The organism is Amycolatopsis sp. QT-25 (genome assembly GCF_029369745.1).
Taxonomy (GTDB): domain Bacteria; phylum Actinomycetota; class Actinomycetes; order Mycobacteriales; family Pseudonocardiaceae; genus Amycolatopsis.
Window position 1 is genome coordinate 2273577 of the sequence record NZ_CP120210.1, and the last position, 15467, is coordinate 2289043.

General features: G+C 64.7%; 13 protein-coding genes and 4 pseudogenes. 5 read left to right on the forward strand and 12 right to left on the reverse strand.

Going from position 1 to position 15467, the window contains the following annotated elements; translation table 11 throughout:
• Positions 1 to 1155: 1155 nt before the first annotated feature.
• From P3102_RS10620 to P3102_RS10665, 10 genes and pseudogenes are all read right to left on the reverse strand, one after another.
• Positions 1156 to 1764 carry a hypothetical protein gene (locus tag P3102_RS10620; protein ID WP_276368601.1) on the reverse strand — a complete coding sequence of 203 codons (609 nt, stop codon included), beginning with the start codon at positions 1762 to 1764 and terminating at the stop codon, positions 1156 to 1158.
• Positions 1765 to 2062: 298 nt separating this feature from the next.
• Entirely contained in the window at positions 2063 to 2245 is a 183-nt protein-coding gene (locus P3102_RS10625) for a hypothetical protein (protein ID WP_276368602.1), read from the reverse strand.
• Positions 2238 to 2474, reverse strand: a complete 237-nt coding sequence (locus tag P3102_RS10630) for a hypothetical protein (protein ID WP_276368604.1) — start codon at positions 2472 to 2474, stop codon at positions 2238 to 2240. Before P3102_RS10630 ends, P3102_RS10625 begins: the two co-directional genes overlap by 8 nt.
• Positions 2475 to 2629: 155 nt before the next feature.
• Entirely contained in the window at positions 2630 to 2893 is a 264-nt protein-coding gene (locus P3102_RS10635; protein WP_346660175.1) for a GNAT family N-acetyltransferase, read from the reverse strand.
• 116 nt (positions 2894 to 3009) lie between these two features.
• Positions 3010 to 3618 (reverse strand): annotated as a pseudogene (vanX, locus tag P3102_RS10640) (D-Ala-D-Ala dipeptidase VanX).
• A gap of 2 nt (positions 3619 to 3620) precedes the next feature.
• A complete protein-coding gene (gene vanA, locus P3102_RS10645; RefSeq protein ID WP_276368606.1) occupies positions 3621 to 4655 on the reverse strand; it encodes a D-alanine--(R)-lactate ligase in 1035 nt (344 codons plus the stop codon).
• A 166-nt stretch (positions 4656 to 4821) separates the two neighbouring features.
• Positions 4822 to 5355, reverse strand: coding sequence for a hypothetical protein (locus P3102_RS10650; protein WP_276368607.1), 534 nt, complete (start codon positions 5353 to 5355; stop codon positions 4822 to 4824).
• 38 nt (positions 5356 to 5393) lie between these two features.
• The gene (locus P3102_RS10655) at positions 5394 to 7283 is read right to left on the reverse strand and encodes an AAA family ATPase (RefSeq protein ID WP_276368609.1); all 1890 of its coding nucleotides are present in this window, start codon (positions 7281 to 7283) and stop codon (positions 5394 to 5396) included.
• Entirely contained in the window at positions 7271 to 7759 is a 489-nt protein-coding gene (locus P3102_RS10660) for an ABC-three component system middle component 2 (RefSeq protein WP_276368610.1), read from the reverse strand. The genes P3102_RS10655 and P3102_RS10660 overlap by 13 nt, the downstream gene beginning before the upstream one ends.
• A complete protein-coding gene (locus tag P3102_RS10665) occupies positions 7756 to 9195 on the reverse strand; it encodes an ABC-three component system protein (RefSeq protein ID WP_276368612.1) in 1440 nt (479 codons plus the stop codon). The genes P3102_RS10660 and P3102_RS10665 overlap by 4 nt, the downstream gene beginning before the upstream one ends.
• A gap of 250 nt (positions 9196 to 9445) precedes the next feature.
• Between P3102_RS10665 and P3102_RS10670 the strand changes: the two genes are divergently transcribed.
• Positions 9446 to 9880, forward strand: coding sequence for a hypothetical protein (locus P3102_RS10670; RefSeq protein ID WP_276368613.1), 435 nt, complete (start codon positions 9446 to 9448; stop codon positions 9878 to 9880).
• Positions 9881 to 9882: 2 nt separating this feature from the next.
• Here P3102_RS10670 and P3102_RS10675 read toward each other — a convergent pair whose 3' ends face one another.
• Positions 9883 to 10128, reverse strand: coding sequence for a hypothetical protein (locus P3102_RS10675; RefSeq protein WP_276368615.1), 246 nt, complete (start codon positions 10126 to 10128; stop codon positions 9883 to 9885).
• Between the two features lie 468 nt (positions 10129 to 10596).
• Between P3102_RS10675 and P3102_RS10680 the strand changes: the two are divergent.
• From P3102_RS10680 to P3102_RS10690, 3 genes and pseudogenes are all read left to right on the forward strand, one after another.
• A pseudogene (locus P3102_RS10680) lies at positions 10597 to 11079 on the forward strand (transposase); the annotation flags it as partial.
• 147 nt (positions 11080 to 11226) lie between these two features.
• Positions 11227 to 12735, forward strand: a complete 1509-nt coding sequence (locus P3102_RS10685; RefSeq protein WP_276368617.1) for an ISL3 family transposase — start codon at positions 11227 to 11229, stop codon at positions 12733 to 12735.
• A 31-nt stretch (positions 12736 to 12766) separates the two neighbouring features.
• Positions 12767 to 13477 (forward strand): annotated as a pseudogene (locus P3102_RS10690) (IS256 family transposase); the annotation flags it as partial.
• Positions 13478 to 13562: 85 nt separating this feature from the next.
• Here P3102_RS10690 and P3102_RS10695 read toward each other — a convergent pair.
• Positions 13563 to 14723 (reverse strand): annotated as a pseudogene (locus P3102_RS10695) (IS3 family transposase).
• A gap of 88 nt (positions 14724 to 14811) precedes the next feature.
• Between P3102_RS10695 and P3102_RS10700 the strand changes: the two are divergent.
• On the forward strand, positions 14812 to 15255 hold the full coding sequence (locus P3102_RS10700; protein WP_276371094.1) for an Lsr2 family protein: 444 nt from the start codon (positions 14812 to 14814) through the stop codon (positions 15253 to 15255).
• The last annotated feature ends 212 nt before the right edge of the window (positions 15256 to 15467 follow it).

The following is a 15467-nucleotide window of genomic DNA, read 5'->3' on the forward strand; positions in this document are numbered from 1 at the left end:
GCCTGCTTTGTCAAGCACCTTCAACCACACTCAACTCGACAGCGGCGGATAAGGCGGTGGTGGCGGCCCTGGCGAGGCGGCGTACGAGCGGGTCATCGTCGCCGCGTCGTTGGCCGGGTTGGGATCGGCTGGTGTGCTCACGGTTCTGGTCGCCGTCGCGCTGCGGGAACGCGGTACGCCGTAGGAGCAGCAGGCTCGGGGTTACCCGGAGCGCTGGATGCAGGTCTTCGGGCCGGCTGTCAGCTGGTGTTGCGGGAACAAGTCCAGTCGGGCAGCTTGAGCGCATTTCGAGCAGCCAGGACGGTGCCGGCAATCCATTGACACGTTTCCATTTCCTCGCTGTGTATTCGGCTGCGGTCAAACCGTCAACGAACATCTCGTCGACATGTTCGAGAGCCGGGTATGGGGCTGTGCGCGCTGGTGCTGGCGACACCGGCACGGGCTCCGTGGGCGAGGACACCGACCAGGTCTTCCTCGAAGAGACGCCGTGCCATGGTCCACGCTGTGTCGGTGGTGATGGGTCGGTCCAAAGGTGGCTACCACGATCACCACAGTCATTGCGACCGGGTCTGTCAGCGGGAGGTCGTTTGGTTCGGCCGCAACCGCATCGGACCAGGCGTGCGAGACGTGCGTGTGCGCCATGAGCATCCCTTTTGGATTCCGCGCTTCTCGACGGCAGCTCGTGTGGAATCCTGGACAGCGCGTGCCGTGACCATGGGTTAGTCACCGGAACTATCGCCGTCGAGGGCGCGCACGCTACACATCGCCTCTGGAATGGCGATTCGGTAACTGAAGTCGTGTATGCCTAGACTGCTGGGCCAGCAGGGCTGTGGCGTCGCCGAGTTCGCCCAGGCGTCACGGGCAGCGCCGACACGGAGTCAAGCCCGGGACGATATCGCTGGTCCCACCCGGAGGACGGTGCCGGCCGACCCGCCGGCGAACTGATCAAAAGTCATCGCGGACTGGGCGAGCACGCACGCCGACGCGATCACCGAGGCCCGCGCGAACTTCGACGGATAGCTCGTCGTCGAGCCTTCACTCTGGCGAGCGCGAGCAAGTTTGCCATCCTGCTCCCACGGTCTCCTGAGCGGTCCACAAGCGTGATCACGATCAGCTCGGTCGTCCACACTCCTGACGCCGGTCACCTTGATCCCTTCACCGGTCGCGACTGGGCTGATCATCACCGCGACCTGCCTGCTCGCCGTCCCCGCCCCCCTCGGCCTGAACAAGGCCCTGCCCGCCGGCCGGGGCAGGGGCGGTGAACCCGCCGAGCAGGCGGAGCGCAGCGTGTGAGGACGATCCGGGTTCGGTGGTGGTCAGGAACAGTTGCTGCCCGTCGTCTTCCGGTAGGTCCATGACCTCGTGCCGGAGTGTCAGTTCCCCGACGAGGGGGTGGCGGTAGCGCACGGTAGAGAACGCGCACTGGTGGACCGGGTGCGCCGTCCACAGCGCGGCGAACTCGGGGCTTTCCATGGTCAGCTCGCCGATCAGCGCGGCCAGCCGGGTATCCCTTGGGTGCCGGCCCGCGGTCAGGCGCAGGCAAGCCACCGACGTGCGCGCCCGGCTCTCCCAGTCCGCGTACAGCTCACGCGTGTGCGGGTCCAGGAAGAGCAGCCGCTGCAGGTTCGGGCGGTCGGCGGGGCGCAGCGGGGCGTCGGCGTCGAGGTGGCCCGCGAGCAGCGCGTGCGCGAGGGGGTTCCACGCGAGCACGTCGGCGTACCTGCCGACGACGTACGCCGGCACGTCGCCGATCGAGTCGACCACCGCGCGCAGGTCTATGCGATCTATGACACGCCATGCTGACAACGCAACTCAAGGACATCCCTGGTCAGCCCATCGCAACAGGCCCTAATGGCCCCGAACTCGACCGGCACCATCACCGAAGGTGCCCCCCCTGGCGTTTCGTGGCTGAACTGACCGAAGACCATCCAGTCCTCTGGGACGTCCTACGCCACGGCAGTTCCGGCCACCCCCCACTACGACGACCAAACCCCCACCCACACCAATGGCCACCTGTACCGCGTACACCTCCATAACGCCCAATAACGTGGAAAACGCATTCCTACACACAGCACACCAGACCGCCACTGGCCCGTTCCGTGAGGTTGACCCTGGACTGTTCGAATGCCAAGCAGATCACCTGGGGGAGCACGCGGGCGAAGGCGTGCACGCTCCTGGTCTTGCTGAGCTGCTGGCGCAGCTGGACATACGACGTGCTCGTCAGCGTGTCGAGGTCGTTAAGCATCGCCGTCAATTGATGCATCGCGACCGGATCGAGCTTCTGCCCCTGCCGACCACGTTGTTGCAGCGCATACAGCAGTTCCCACCGCACGGTCGGCGATGACGCTGGTGTTCTGCTTGGCCAGCAGGACCGGGCCGACCGCAGCGATCCCGTCGCCCGTGATCAGCACATCGGCGATACCGTCGAAGCCAGCTGCCGGATCGATCACTCGACCGTCGCGCAGGATTGTCATTGCCACAGTGACGACGTTATCCGCGCGAGCGGGCCGGATCCAGGCTCGCGGGCGACCCGTCTCTGTGCTGATCGGCCTCGGTGAGGTTGTGGCGGAACAGGGTGGACCGTCCGGCTTGGTTGACGTAGCCCCGGCGCCGGAAGAACGCGTGCGCGTCATCGCGCCGGTCGGCGCTGGTAAGCTCCAGCCGGATGCAACCCGTGCCGGGCGGCGAACGATTCGGCCGCGGTCATCAGATGGTCACCGATGCCGCGGCGGCGGGCCTGCTCGTCGACGACCAGCGCCACGATCCGACCTGTGTTGCCAGTGCGCTCGAAGAACGGGAACACGTGCACGGCGACCTGACCAGCAACTTGCCATCGGCCTCGGCGACATAGGCGGCGCTGGTCGGTAGTTCCGTCCAGGTCTGGATGCGCCACCGAGTCACCGTGACGTCATCCTGCGGGTAGCCCAGCTGGTGCAGCAGCCCGTTGACGGCCGCGGCGTCGGTGGGGCGTACCGGTCGGATCTGCATCAGCTCCCCCCAGGGAGTTCGCTATTCGATCGGGAAATCGAAATACGTGTCGGGATAGGGCTCGTCCTGCAACGTGTAGTGCCGCCATTCGCAGTCGTAGGCGATGAAGCGGCTGGTCTCCATGATGTCGCGCAGGCGCTGCCGGTTCTGGGTTCCTCCGTCGTGATACCCGCGGCGCCGTGATGGGAAATCTCGTCCATCACGGCGTGGTCACCGCCTATGGCGGCGAGCTCACCGCTAGCCAGGTGATAGATCGTCAGGTCAACGGTGCTGCCCCGGGTGTGGCCGGATTTGGTGGCCACATGGCCCTTTTCGAACATCACGGAGCGGTCGATGTTCAGGTAGTGTCGTTGCTTCTTGCGACCGTCCTCCGGCTCCTGCGCCCAGCGGACGAAATTGTCCACCGCGCGCTGCGGCCGGTAACCGTCCCACAGCAGCAGTCCGAAACCGAGCTCGACAGCGTGTTCCTGCGCCTTGTTCAGGGCCGCGCACAGCGCTTTCGTGCCGACAATCCGGTTGGCCGACCACATAGCCGTCCACCGGCTTGCCGGTGGACGGCTATGTGGCGTACTGAGCGTCCCAGCGAATTCCCGTGACCAGCTCGTCAACGAAGGTGAAATTCTCGTGCATGGTCACTTTTCGGCCAGCGCCAACGACACCAGCCGATCGATCACCTCGGTCAGCGAGAAGCCAGCGGCCTTCATCATCCGCGGGTAACGGCTGTAGGAGGTCAAACCCGGCAGGGTGTTCACCTCGTTGAGCACTACACTGCCGTCTTCCTTGACGAACAGGTCCACCCGAGCCAGACCGCGGCAGCCCAGCGCGCGGTAAATGGCCTTCGCGGTTTCCTTCACTAGATCGCGCGACTCGTCGGAGATATCAGCGGGGCAAATGAACGATGAGTTCTCGGAGCCGGTTTCCGGCGAGGCTTCCTGGTGAATCTTGAAGAATCCGTGCGTGAGCGCCACCCGGTCCAGCTCGCCGATCAGCAACTCCGAACCATTACCCAGGATGGAGCTACCGACCTCGCTGCCGACCACTGCTTCCTCGATCAGCACCTTCGCGTCGTATTCCCGGGCAGCGGTCAGCGCTGCGGACAGTTCTTCCTTGCTGGACACCTTGCTGACCCCGAAGGCGGAACCGGACCGGGCCGGCTTCACAAAAACGGGGTAGTTGAGCTGGTCGGGGTCGACATCCGCGTCGGAGTTGACGATCCAGAATTTCGGGGTGGCGATTCCGGCGTTGCTGACCACGGTGTAGGTCAGCGATTTGTCCATACACACTGCGGAACTCGGGATATCGCAGCCGACATAGGGGATGCCAGAAAGTTCCAGCAGGCCTTGCATCGCGCCGTCTTCACCGAACTTGCCATGCAGCACGGGCAGCACGACATCCAGGCCGATCGAGTCGTACTTACCCTCGTCCAGCACCAGCAAGCCGCGGGTGCTCCGGTCCGGCGACACCACGACCGGGCGGCAGTCGCCGCTTTCCCAGTCCCCATCCGGGCCGTCGCAGAGCTTCCACGCGCCGTCGCGGGTGATGCCGATCCAGAACGGTTCGTACTTGGCCGTATCGAGGCTCTTGGCCACCTCACGCGCCGACTTGACGGAGACGAGGTGCTCCTCGCCCGAACCGCCGAACAAGATGCCGAGCTTCAACCTAGCCATGATGCCTCCCATTTTCGAAATTCAGGCAGTTAAGGAGCTTGTTTTCCACAATATCCTGCAGCGCGTGATCGGTGGTCAGCTGGGGTGCAGGCGGGCCAGTGCGGTGGTTATCAAGCCGGTCCAGGGCCAGTGTGCGGCGACGGCCTGATGATGGAGGGCTGGTGGATCACGAAGTGAAGATCGGATACAGCTTCTGGGGCTTCCTTGTCTCCGGAATCCTCGACACCCCGACGGCGGACGCAGCCATCGCCGCACGCTGGTCGACGGCCTGCGCTCCCGCGAGCACCAGCTGTTTTTCCTGCAACCTGACCGCGACCACGCCAAGGTCGGACTGGGCCTCTCCGCGCATTAAACCTGAGACATCGGCCCGCCCGATGTCGACGCAATATTCCTGGAGTGGCGGTGGCCGATAACCGGCCGCAACGCCACCTGGTGTGGCGCTGCCGGGCACACCTGTGATTTGCATCGTCAGCTGGAGCTGCTCGACAACTACACCGACCGACGCAGAGCCTTGGGCGTTGGGGCGGAGCGCTCCAGAATCTTGACGTGTTGGTCCGATCGGAATGGCGCGGATCGTCCACCGCCACCGAGCGGCTGTCCACAGGTTGATCATGGTCATCCACGCCAGTGCGTCGGTGATCCGTTGGCTTGAATCGAATGCGGCAGATTCGGCCGCCCGCGGGTAGCGGGCGGCCGCCATGCTCGACGCAGCGCGGATCCTGCTGGCGTGAATGTGCTTTACAGGGCTGTTTTGCCGCTTGTTTCTTCTGGGCTGACGGTGCCCGTCCGGGGGAACAAGCCGTAGCGCCCGTGGTCTGCGTTTTTGGTGAAGGAGATGTCCCGTGTCCCGGACTCCAGGTGGTTCGGCGGGTTCTGGTTCTCCAGGATGATGATTTGGCCGGAGAAGTTTGTCTGGATATCGGCGAAGAACAGGGCTGAGAGGCTGGTGGTGTCGAGGATGTCGCCGCTGTTGTCGGGTTCGTCGTTCGGGTCCGGTGGCCGGTAGACGACCAGTGGGGAGTCGAGTATGACGAAGCCGGGGTGGGGGAGGTCGTTGTCGAAGCAGTACTGGGCGAGCGAGATGGTGAAGGCGGCGTGCAGGATGGCCCGGACACCTTTGCCGTGGGCGGAGCGCAGCTGGTTGCCGGATATGATGTCTTGTTTGTCGAAGTTGTAGCTGGTGGTTTCGGCTTCCTGGTAGCCCCAGGCCCTTAGCCTGGCTGCGATCATGCGGGAGAGGTTGGCGACCGCGGTGCGTTGCAGACCCGCTGTCCGCTCCATTTTGTCTGGCTTCGGCTCCTCGTGGATCTCGGTGCGGAGTCTTTCGAGGCGCTGAATGCGGTTGATGGCGTCGGCGTCGCGTTCCAGTTGAGATGATTTAGCGAGCAGGTCGCTGAGCTCGGTTTCCTGGGGATTGAGCAGGCTATCCAGCCGCGCGATCTCTGTCCGTGCCTGGGCTGCTTGGTCGGTGAAGGCCTGGAGCCTCTGAACCTTCTCGTCGCGTTCGGCGCGCAGGCCGGCGATGGCTTCGACCAGGTCACCGCGGAGTGCGGTCGTCTTGCGCTGTTCTTCGCGTACGGATTCGGCGAGCGCAGTTGTGTCGTCGGCGCAGTCCTCGTTGAGGTGCTGGTGTTCGGGGTCGGCGCCGCAGAACACACAACGTCCTGGGCTGAAGTAGCCGAGCAGTGTCCCGGCTTCAGCGACGGCGTCCAGCCGGTCTAGGTCAGAGGTGTACTGCTTGTGCAGGAGTGTGAAGCGCGCCTCGAGGGTCTCCAGTTCGGTCAGGCTTCGCCGTGCGGCGGTGGCAAGCCGCTCGTTGTCGGACAGGGCGTGCCCCCACTGCTGCCTCGCTTCGGCGGCCTGCTCGATGCTCGCTGTCGATCTGGCAATCGTCCCTTGTAGGCGCTGGAGTTGTTCGTTGATCTGTTGAAGTGTCTCGTTGCTGTGGAGTTGTTCGCGTAGCTCGGATATCAACGTGTCGATGACTTCGCTCTTGGCTGCCTTGGACCTGCGCTGGTCTTTCTCCGATTCGCCTGGCGTGATCGAGGAGTCGTCCTCGCCCTGCAACAGCAGGCGAAAGGCTGAGATTTCTTTGGTCTCGTCTGTGCGCTGCCCCGTCGAGATCGGTGAGGTCTTGGCCTGGATTTTGATTTCGTTCACGAGGAACAGTGGGGCCAGGGCTCGAATGGTGAACGAGACGGTGTTCCCGTTTCCGTCCTTGCGAATGACCTTTTCATCGAGGCAAAGTTTGCCCAGGAGATAGCGCGAGAGGTTCTCGGTGCTCTTGGCACTGTGTTTCGCCGATAACGACTTGCGATCGACGGGCAGCGGGTAGGCGCGGTGATCCCCTTGGAAGAGGCTGAACTGGCCACCGTGTGGACTTCGGGCCAGTGTCACCGGCTCCCCGTCAGGCAGCTGTACGCCGAGCAGCACTTGGTCGTAGCCGTCGTGTTCGGGGAGTTCCTCGAGTTTCGAGCCGCCGAGCATGAAGTCGAGGGAGTCGGCGATGTGGGACTTCCCCGTGTCTGACGGTCCGCGGACGAGGGTGAGTTTGGGTCCGAATTCCACGGTGGCGGGGTCGACCGACGGGCCTATGAAGGTCAGGTGCAGCAGCCTCAGCCGTTCCATGGGTCTTCCTGCCTCTCGCTGCTGGTGGTGCCTGCGTCAGCGGGGCGTCTGCGGAAGATCACCGTAGTCTGCTGTCTGATCTGCTCGTCGGACATTGTCGCGAACCGCTCGACCACCCACCGGGAGCGGCTGCGCAGTTCGGCGATGTAGCTGGAGGCGAGTCCGCTGACGAAGCTGTATGCCTCCTCGCCGGCTTGGTATCGGATGCCGGTGCTCGGCGCCTGCATGTCGATGAGCCCGGAGCGCAGCATGACTCGTAGCCCTTCTTCGACGTTGGCCCGCCGGACGCCGAGCTCACCGGCGTGCAGGGGATGGTCAGGATGGATGGAGGGTGGCCCTCCGATTTCGGCGGTATGGAGCACGGTGTGGTCGAGCAGGACCAGGTGGTTGATGTCCAGCTGCTGCGGATAGGCCTCGGTCAGCATCACGAGGACGCGGAGCCCGTATTCGAGCGGACCGTTGAGGGGGCTTCTCATGTCTCGTCCACCCAGGTCAGTCGGTCATCGTTGGACAGTTGGTGGCAGACGCCTTGGCGGTCTTCGATTTCGGTCACGTTGATGAGTTTGTGCCGGCTGAGGTCGAGGCTGCCCACGTGCATCATCACCTGGTTCAGCTTCGCGAAGCCGTCCGGGTGGTCGGCATCGGCGACGTCGATCACCCCTGCGTGGATGTCCTCTTGGAGCTTCTCGAAGGTGCCCGGCGGCACTGCTCCGGCGGAGTAGGCCTTGAGCGACTCGGCTTTGAAGAACCGCACCCGTTGGCGCTGCAGGTTCTTGGCCATCTTCGGGACGGCGGCCACGGAGTCCAAGGTGGTGATCGTGCCTGGGTGGCGTTCGGCGTATACCGCCAGAAGCTGCTGCAGGTAGCGTGTCTCGTCCGGCGAGTAGTCCTCCGGCGGGCTCTCGCTGTTACTGCGGTCGGGAAGCGACGTGCCGAACCGGGAGGCATGCCATCTGGTCCGGGAGTGTGTGGTCAGCGCATCTTGCACCTCCACCGACCTGAACATGCTGAAGGCGGTGCCTGCCACCAATGTCCGTACGGCTTCGATTGCGTCTTTGTCCAGCCCTTTCACCAGAGCGTCGCCGTCGACGAGCCGGTCCAAGAACTTTGCGCGCAGGGTGGTTGGCTTGCTGACCAGCATGTTGAGCTGAGTGGACAGCCCTCTCGGCGCCAGGAATTGGTAGCTGCGGGGAAGGGTGTATGCCCCCTCCAAGGTGGACACGAAGACCTTGAGGATCTCCTTCGCGGCGTCACCGAAGCTGAGCGGCTTGTCGTAGTGCTTGGCCTGGAAGCAGTCCCATGGCCCCTCGAACTGCTGGGGGGTCTTGAACGCGGCGATGTCCGCACCTTTGTCGCCCGCTCCGCCGAGGCGCTTGATCTGGAAGTAGTCCTCCTCCAGAGCAGTGGCCCACTCGCGGATGAACTCTTCCCAGTCGTCAGGCGAGTACGACATGATGCGCGCCATCGGGGGGACCGGAGGCCCGTCCAAGGCCACCGACGGAGTCGAGTCGGCGGGCGTGGGCATGTCGCTGATGACGACGCGCCGATCGACCTGCTGTTCACCCGTGGTCACGCTGTACTTGCCCTCCGCCCCAGTCGACTGCTGATCATAATGTCGCTTCAAGGGCCGCGCATGTAACAGAGAGTTTGCAGAAAAGGTCAACGGAAGTCGTAGCCATGGCGCAATGTGCCTGCGGAATCCCTCGACCAGCAGACCGAGCAAGCGTGGTGCCTGACCCTGGCGACCAACGCGGTCATCGCCTGGACCCCGGAGTAATACAGCCTGGCTGGCGAGTCGATGCGCGGCCGGGCGCATCGACGAGGAGGTCCTGGCCCGCATCTCCCGGCGCACTCCTAGAACATTAACTTTCTCGGCGTCATCGAGATCGACATCGACGGAGAACTCGCCCAACTAGGCCACCGGCCCTTGCGGATCCGGGACACCCTGTTCTGACCCTTCCCGGGCACTTGATGTCGCTCGATCGTGGCGGCGAACGGCAGCGCCTACCGTCGCTGGTCGTGAAAACCATCGAACCGGATCCCGACACCCCGGCGTGGAGCAAGGACTTCACGATGAACCGGCTGGAGCTGACCGAACCTTCGACCAGCTGTGGCCAGGGTTCTCCGAACGGCTCGCGCAGTTGCAATGCCAGCGTGAGGGAGTGCTGCTGGGCTGGTTTCCGGGCGACGGCCCGGCCGGCGCGCTGTTCCCGCTCCCTGACGACCCCGGGCAGCGGGACGTGCCGGGTGCCGAGCTGGAGTGGGAAAGCCGCCGTGGTTACCTGCTGATGCGGGTGGACGAGGTCCCGGACGTCTGGGTCCGCGGCTACCGGGCCTGGCCATACGGGTTTCAGTTGGACGCGTTCGTGTGCAGCCGGGAGATCGAACCGGAGCGGGGTGTGCGCCGGTGGGAACTGCTCACCGAAGAGGACACCCCAGTCCAGGTCGCCGAGGACCACGACGGTGCCCGGCGCCGCCCGTGGGTGCTACGCGGGGACCTAAGCTATGACCTGGAATGGGACATCGACGCGTGGAAACTTTACGGCCACGACATACCCGAGGGCACCGTCCCCACCCCGCACCCAGCGCACGGGTGAAATCAGGTCCGTCGTTCGTCCAGACGGTTGATCACCTCGTTCACCGGATCCCGGCCTCGCCCCGGCGAAGGCGGTGACCGCCGCGCCTGAGCCGCGACCCACCGATTCCGGCGGTCCCGCTCCTCGGCGGTCAACCCCGCCGGTTCCGGCCCGTCACCCGGCAACGGGTGATACGGATCCTCCAGATCACCCGGCGGATCCTCCCACCACCCAGCACGCCGCCACCGCGGCCCCGGCTGCTTGCTCATGCCACACACACCCACGACCGTAACCCCGAACCCCCGCCCCGCCGCTCACCTGTCCACGATCGCGTGACCCCACACCATGCTCAGTAGTAGCGCCACCAGGCCGGGCCGACCTTCGGAAGCAGGCGACAGAGCTGATGCTGGCCAACCGGCATCGCGCCCGCCGCTCGGTGGTCGATCACAAGAGTCGGTTGCGGTTCTCCTCAGCTTGTTGTACGAACAGCAGATTCGAAGGCGTCGTCGAGCCTTCTGCCGAGCTCGTCGGCGTCACTTTGCCGAAGTCGTCGCCGGGACTGTTCCAGGATCGGTGTTTCCGGCCCGACACGCCGGGCTGGGGTCCGGCGGGATGGGCACTGTGAGTGATGACATCGGACCTTGTGAGTCCACGTAAGCGTGAGTCCAAGCCGGCGGGGGAGCTGTCGCCGGAGCAGGCCGCCGCGGCGGCGATGGTGGCCGAGGCCAAGGCCCTGCGGGCTGGCGCTGACCGGCCCGGACGGGTTGCTGAAACTGTTTACCAAAAACGTGCTGGAAACTGCGCTCAACGAGGAGATGGCCGAGCATCTCGGGCACGAGAAGAACCAGGCCGACCCGGATCGTGGGTCAACGAACGTGCGGAACGGCACCCGGCCGAAAACGGTGATCTCGGACGCTGCGGGTGAGGTCGGGATCACCGTGCCGCGGGATCGGGAGAGCACGTTCGAGCCGCAGATCGTGAAGAAGCGGCAGCGTCGGCTTGCCGAGGTGGATGAGATCGTGTTGTCGTTGTATGCGAAGGGAATGACGACCGGGGAGATCTCGGCACATTTTGCCGAGATCTACGGAACTTCGGTCAGCAAAGAGACGATCTCGCGGATCACCGACAAGGTTGTCGCCGAGATGCAGGACTGGGCCAGCCGGCCGCTCGACGCGGTATACGTGGCCGTGTTCCTTGACGCGATCCACGTCAAGATCCGGGTTCTGGCGCTGATCTTGTGAAGCGTGTCGCCGTGATCTGCTGGACAGCTTGGGAGATCATGATTTCTGTGCATTGTGGACTATCAGAAGGTGTTGTGGCCGCATCTATCCCGACTGGTGGTTGACAGTGTCGAACGCTCAGCGGACGTGGTGAAACTCGCTGCCCGGGTGCGTCGGAAGAGCGGGGTCTGCGGGCGGTGCGGGGTTGCGTCCACCGTGATCCACGGCTGTTACCTGCGCCGTCTCTCTGATGCACCGACAGCCGGCGTGCGGGTCGTCATCGAGTTGACGGTGCGCCGATTCCGTTGTGTCAACGACGAATGCGCAGCGGTGACCTTCGCCGAGCAAGTAGCGGGACTGACACGGCCGCACTCTCGCTATACCCCGTTGCTGCGCGACATGCTCAGCCACATCGGGCTGGCCATGGCCGGGCGGGCGGGCGCCAGGCTCGCGACCGCGCTGGGGATTACGGTGGGCCGGGACACTCTCCTTCGTGTGGTCAGAGCATTGCCGGAGAAGCCCATAGGGCGCTTACCGGTTCTCGGGGTGGACGACTTCGCGTTCCGCCGCGGTCGCCGATACGGCACGATCCTGATCGATCTCCAGACCCATGCGCCGGTTGACGTGCTCGACGGGCGCGAGGGCTCGGCGTTGGCGACCTGGCTACGTACCCATCCCGGGGTCGAGGTCATCTGCCGGGATCGCGCTGGCGGCTATGCCGAGGGCGCACGCACCGGTGCCACGGACGCGATCCAGGTTGCCGACCGTTTTCACCTGTGGCAGAACCTGGGTCAGGCCGTGGAACGAACCGTGAACACCTACCGCGCCAGCCTGGCCGCGCCAGCGCCATCACCGGCCGCTCCTGTCTCTGCCGCGCCGTCGATCGTGCAATCCCTGCCGGAGAAGAAGATCGTTACCCGGTTCCGGCATCAGTACACCGCGGCATCCGAGCTCTTTGCGCGAGGGTGGTCGAAAGCGGCCATCGGCCGCGAACTCGGCCTGCACCCGGCAACGGTGCGCAAGCTCGTCACGGCCGGTTCAGTCGATGACCTGATCGCCAAGACCGAACAGCGAGCCCACCTCGTCGACGACTACGTCGAATACCTGCACCGCCGCTGGCACGAGGGTGAACGCAACGCCACCCAGCTCTATCGCGAGATCACCAAGCTCGGCTACCCCGGTGGCGAACTGGCCGTGCAACGCTACCTGCGGCGGTTCCGCCATGGACGGGGTTTCATGGCCCAGCGCGGCCCGAAACCGCCCTCAGTCCGGGAAGTCACCAGCTGGATCATGACGCACCCCGACCACCTCGACACAGACGACACCACCGCTCTGACGGCCATCACAACACGATCACCAGAACTGGATCAGCTAGCGACATACGTCCGCGAGTTCGCGACGATGATGACCAAGCTCCGCGGCTACCAGCTCAAACCATGGATCACCGCGGTCGAGCAAGACCGTCTGCCGGCGCTGGCCTCCTTCGCCCGCAACCTCCGCCACGACTACAACGCGATCCATAATGGACTGTCACTGCCCTACAACTCCGGCCCCGTCGAAGGCGCCGTCAACCGCATCAAAATGCTCAAACGCCAAATGTTCGGCCGAGCCGAACTCGACCTCCTCCGCAAACGGATCCTACTCGCACCGCGATGACCACCCCGACCACAAGATCAGCGCCAGAACCAAGATCCGGGACGGCAAGGTCGCGAACCGGCTGATTTACGTCGCGTTGGCGGTGACCTGCGAGGGCCGCCGCGATATTTTAGGCTTGTGGGCCGGCGACGGCGGTGAAGGAGCCAAGTACTGGCTGCACGTGCTCACCGAACTGAAGAACCGTGGCGTGGCCGACGTGCTCATGGTCGTCTGCGACGGCCTGACCGGGCTGCCCGACGCGATCACCACGGTCTGGCCGCAGACGATCACTCAGACCTGTGTTGTCCACTTGCTGCGCAACAGTTTCCGCTACGCGGGCCGCCAGCATTGGGATCCGATCGCCAAGGCACTCAAACCGGTCTGCACCGCGCCGACCGAGGCCGCCGCGCGCGAGCGGTTCGCCGAGTTCGCCGACACGTGGGGCAGCCGGTATCCGGCCATCATGCGATTGCGGGACAACGCCTGGGCCGAGTTCGTACCGTTCCTGGCGTTCGATCCGGAGATCCGCCGGGTGATCTGCTCGACCAACGCCATCGAGAGCGTCAACGCCCGTATCCGCCGCGCCGTCAAAGCCCGCGGGCACTTCCCCAACGAACAGGCCGCGCTCAAGTGCGTCTACATGGCGATCATGAGCCTGGACCCGACCGGCGCCGGCCGGAAACGCTGGACCATGCGCTGGAAACCAGCGTTGAACGCGTTCGAGATCGCCTTCGACGGCCGCCTGGCCGCCGGACGCAAGTAGTTTCCCTCAACCTGAGTTACACCGTTCGTTTGACAGACCCAGCGGGGCTGCCCAGACTTCGGTTGGCACCGGAGCTGACTATTTCTCAGGCCGCTGTTGCGGTGGTGTAGATGGTCTCAAACTCGACTGGGGTGAGCTTGCCCAGCCGTCGTGGTCGGCGTTTGCGGTGGTATTTCGTCTCGATCCAGGACACGATCGCCAACCTCAACTCCTCGCGGGTGCGCCAGCGCCGCGTATCAAGAATGTTCTTTTGCAGCAGGGAAAGAACGATTCCATCGCGGCGTTGTCACCGCACGCACCGACCCGTCCCATCGACCCGGTCAGCCCGTGAGCGCGCAGCAGACGCCGGTAGGCGGCGGATCGGAACTGGGCGCCGCGGTCGGAGTGGACGACGACTCCGTGCGGGTTCCGGAGTGCGACCGCGTTGCGCAGCGCGCTGACGGCGAGCGAGGCCCGCATGTGCGAGGCGATGGAGTATCCGACGATCTTGTTGGAGTAGCAGTCCTTGACCGCGCACAGGTACAGCTTGCCCTCGCCGGTGGGGTGCTCGGTGATATCGGTCAACCACTTCGTATTCGGCGTGATAGCGGTGAAGTCCCGGCGGACCAGATCGTCGTGCACCGGCGGCCCCGGCTTGCGGTAACGGCCTTTCTTCTTCGCGTGCAGCGAGAAGATCTGCTGCATCGAGCAGATCCGCCACACCCGGTTCTCCGAGGCGGTGAAGCCCCGCCGGGCGAGCTCGTCGGCGATGAACCGGTACCCGTCGGCCGGGTCGTCGGCGTGGATTTCGAGCGCGGCGTTGATCAAATGCGCGTCGTCGTAGTCCCGCTGGGAGATCGGGGCGGCACGCCATTGGTAGTAGGCCTGCCGGGGAGATGCCCAGCACCCTGCACGTCACCGCGACCGGCACCCTGATCTGGGCGCCGGCCGCGGCCAGTTCACGGACGAGCCGGGAACGCTATTTTCCCGGCAGATTGCCCTGCGCCAGGTAGGCGGCCGCTTTGCGCAGAACTTCGTTCTCCTGCTCCAGCAGCCGGTTGCGTTTGCGCAGCTCCCGCAGCTCGGCCGACTCGTCCCGGGTCACTCCGGGCCGGGTGCCGTCCTCGATATCGGCCGCGCGCAGCCAGTTGGCCAGACACGACTCGGAGATCCCGAAATCCTTCGCGACCTGCTTCAACGGTGTCTCACCGCGGCGAGCCACGGCGACCACGTCGTCGCGGAACTCACGGAGATAGGGCTTGGGCACGATGACATCCTCTCAAGCGAGGCCGAAGCCTCACACGTCAGGTGTCAACCAAACCCTGGGCAGACCCATCAGGTGAAAGGCTGTGTGGATGGCTCAGAAGGTTAGTGTCGAGATTGTCGATGATCTCGACGGCGGTGAGGCGACGCAGACGGTGCCCTTCGGGCTCGATGGTGTGCAGTACGAGATCGACCTCTCCGACGAGAACGCTCAGGCGCTGCGTGATGAACTGGAGCGCTTCGTGACAGCCGGTACCCGCACGGGCGGGCGCAAGCTCCGCGTCGCGGCCGGCCAGTCCACGGCCGGACACAGCCGTGCCACGACATCCACGGATCGTGAGCGTACTCAGCAGGTCCGGGCGTGGGCGTCAGCGAACGGCTACGCGATCGCCGACCGTGGGCGTATTCCGAACGAAATCTACGAAGCGTTCGACAACGCCGGACCGGTCGAAGACCTGGAGCCGGAACCGGTCGAGGAGACACCGGCGAAACCGGTACGCAAGCGCGCACCGCGAAAGAAGAAGACGGACAGATAACAGTTTCCTCCTACCGCTTCGCATTCCAATCCGGCCGCCATCATCGAACGTCGCCGAAACAAGGAGCGGAAGCACGAGACCTGGTGGAATCCAGCCACGGACCGTGCTCGCCGTCGAGCGGGTAGGGATTAATGTGGCGGCTTCGACATCGGTACACGGCCCGGCAGTGCCTCCCCTCACTGCCGGGCCGTACCCTGTGCCCCCGAGGACAG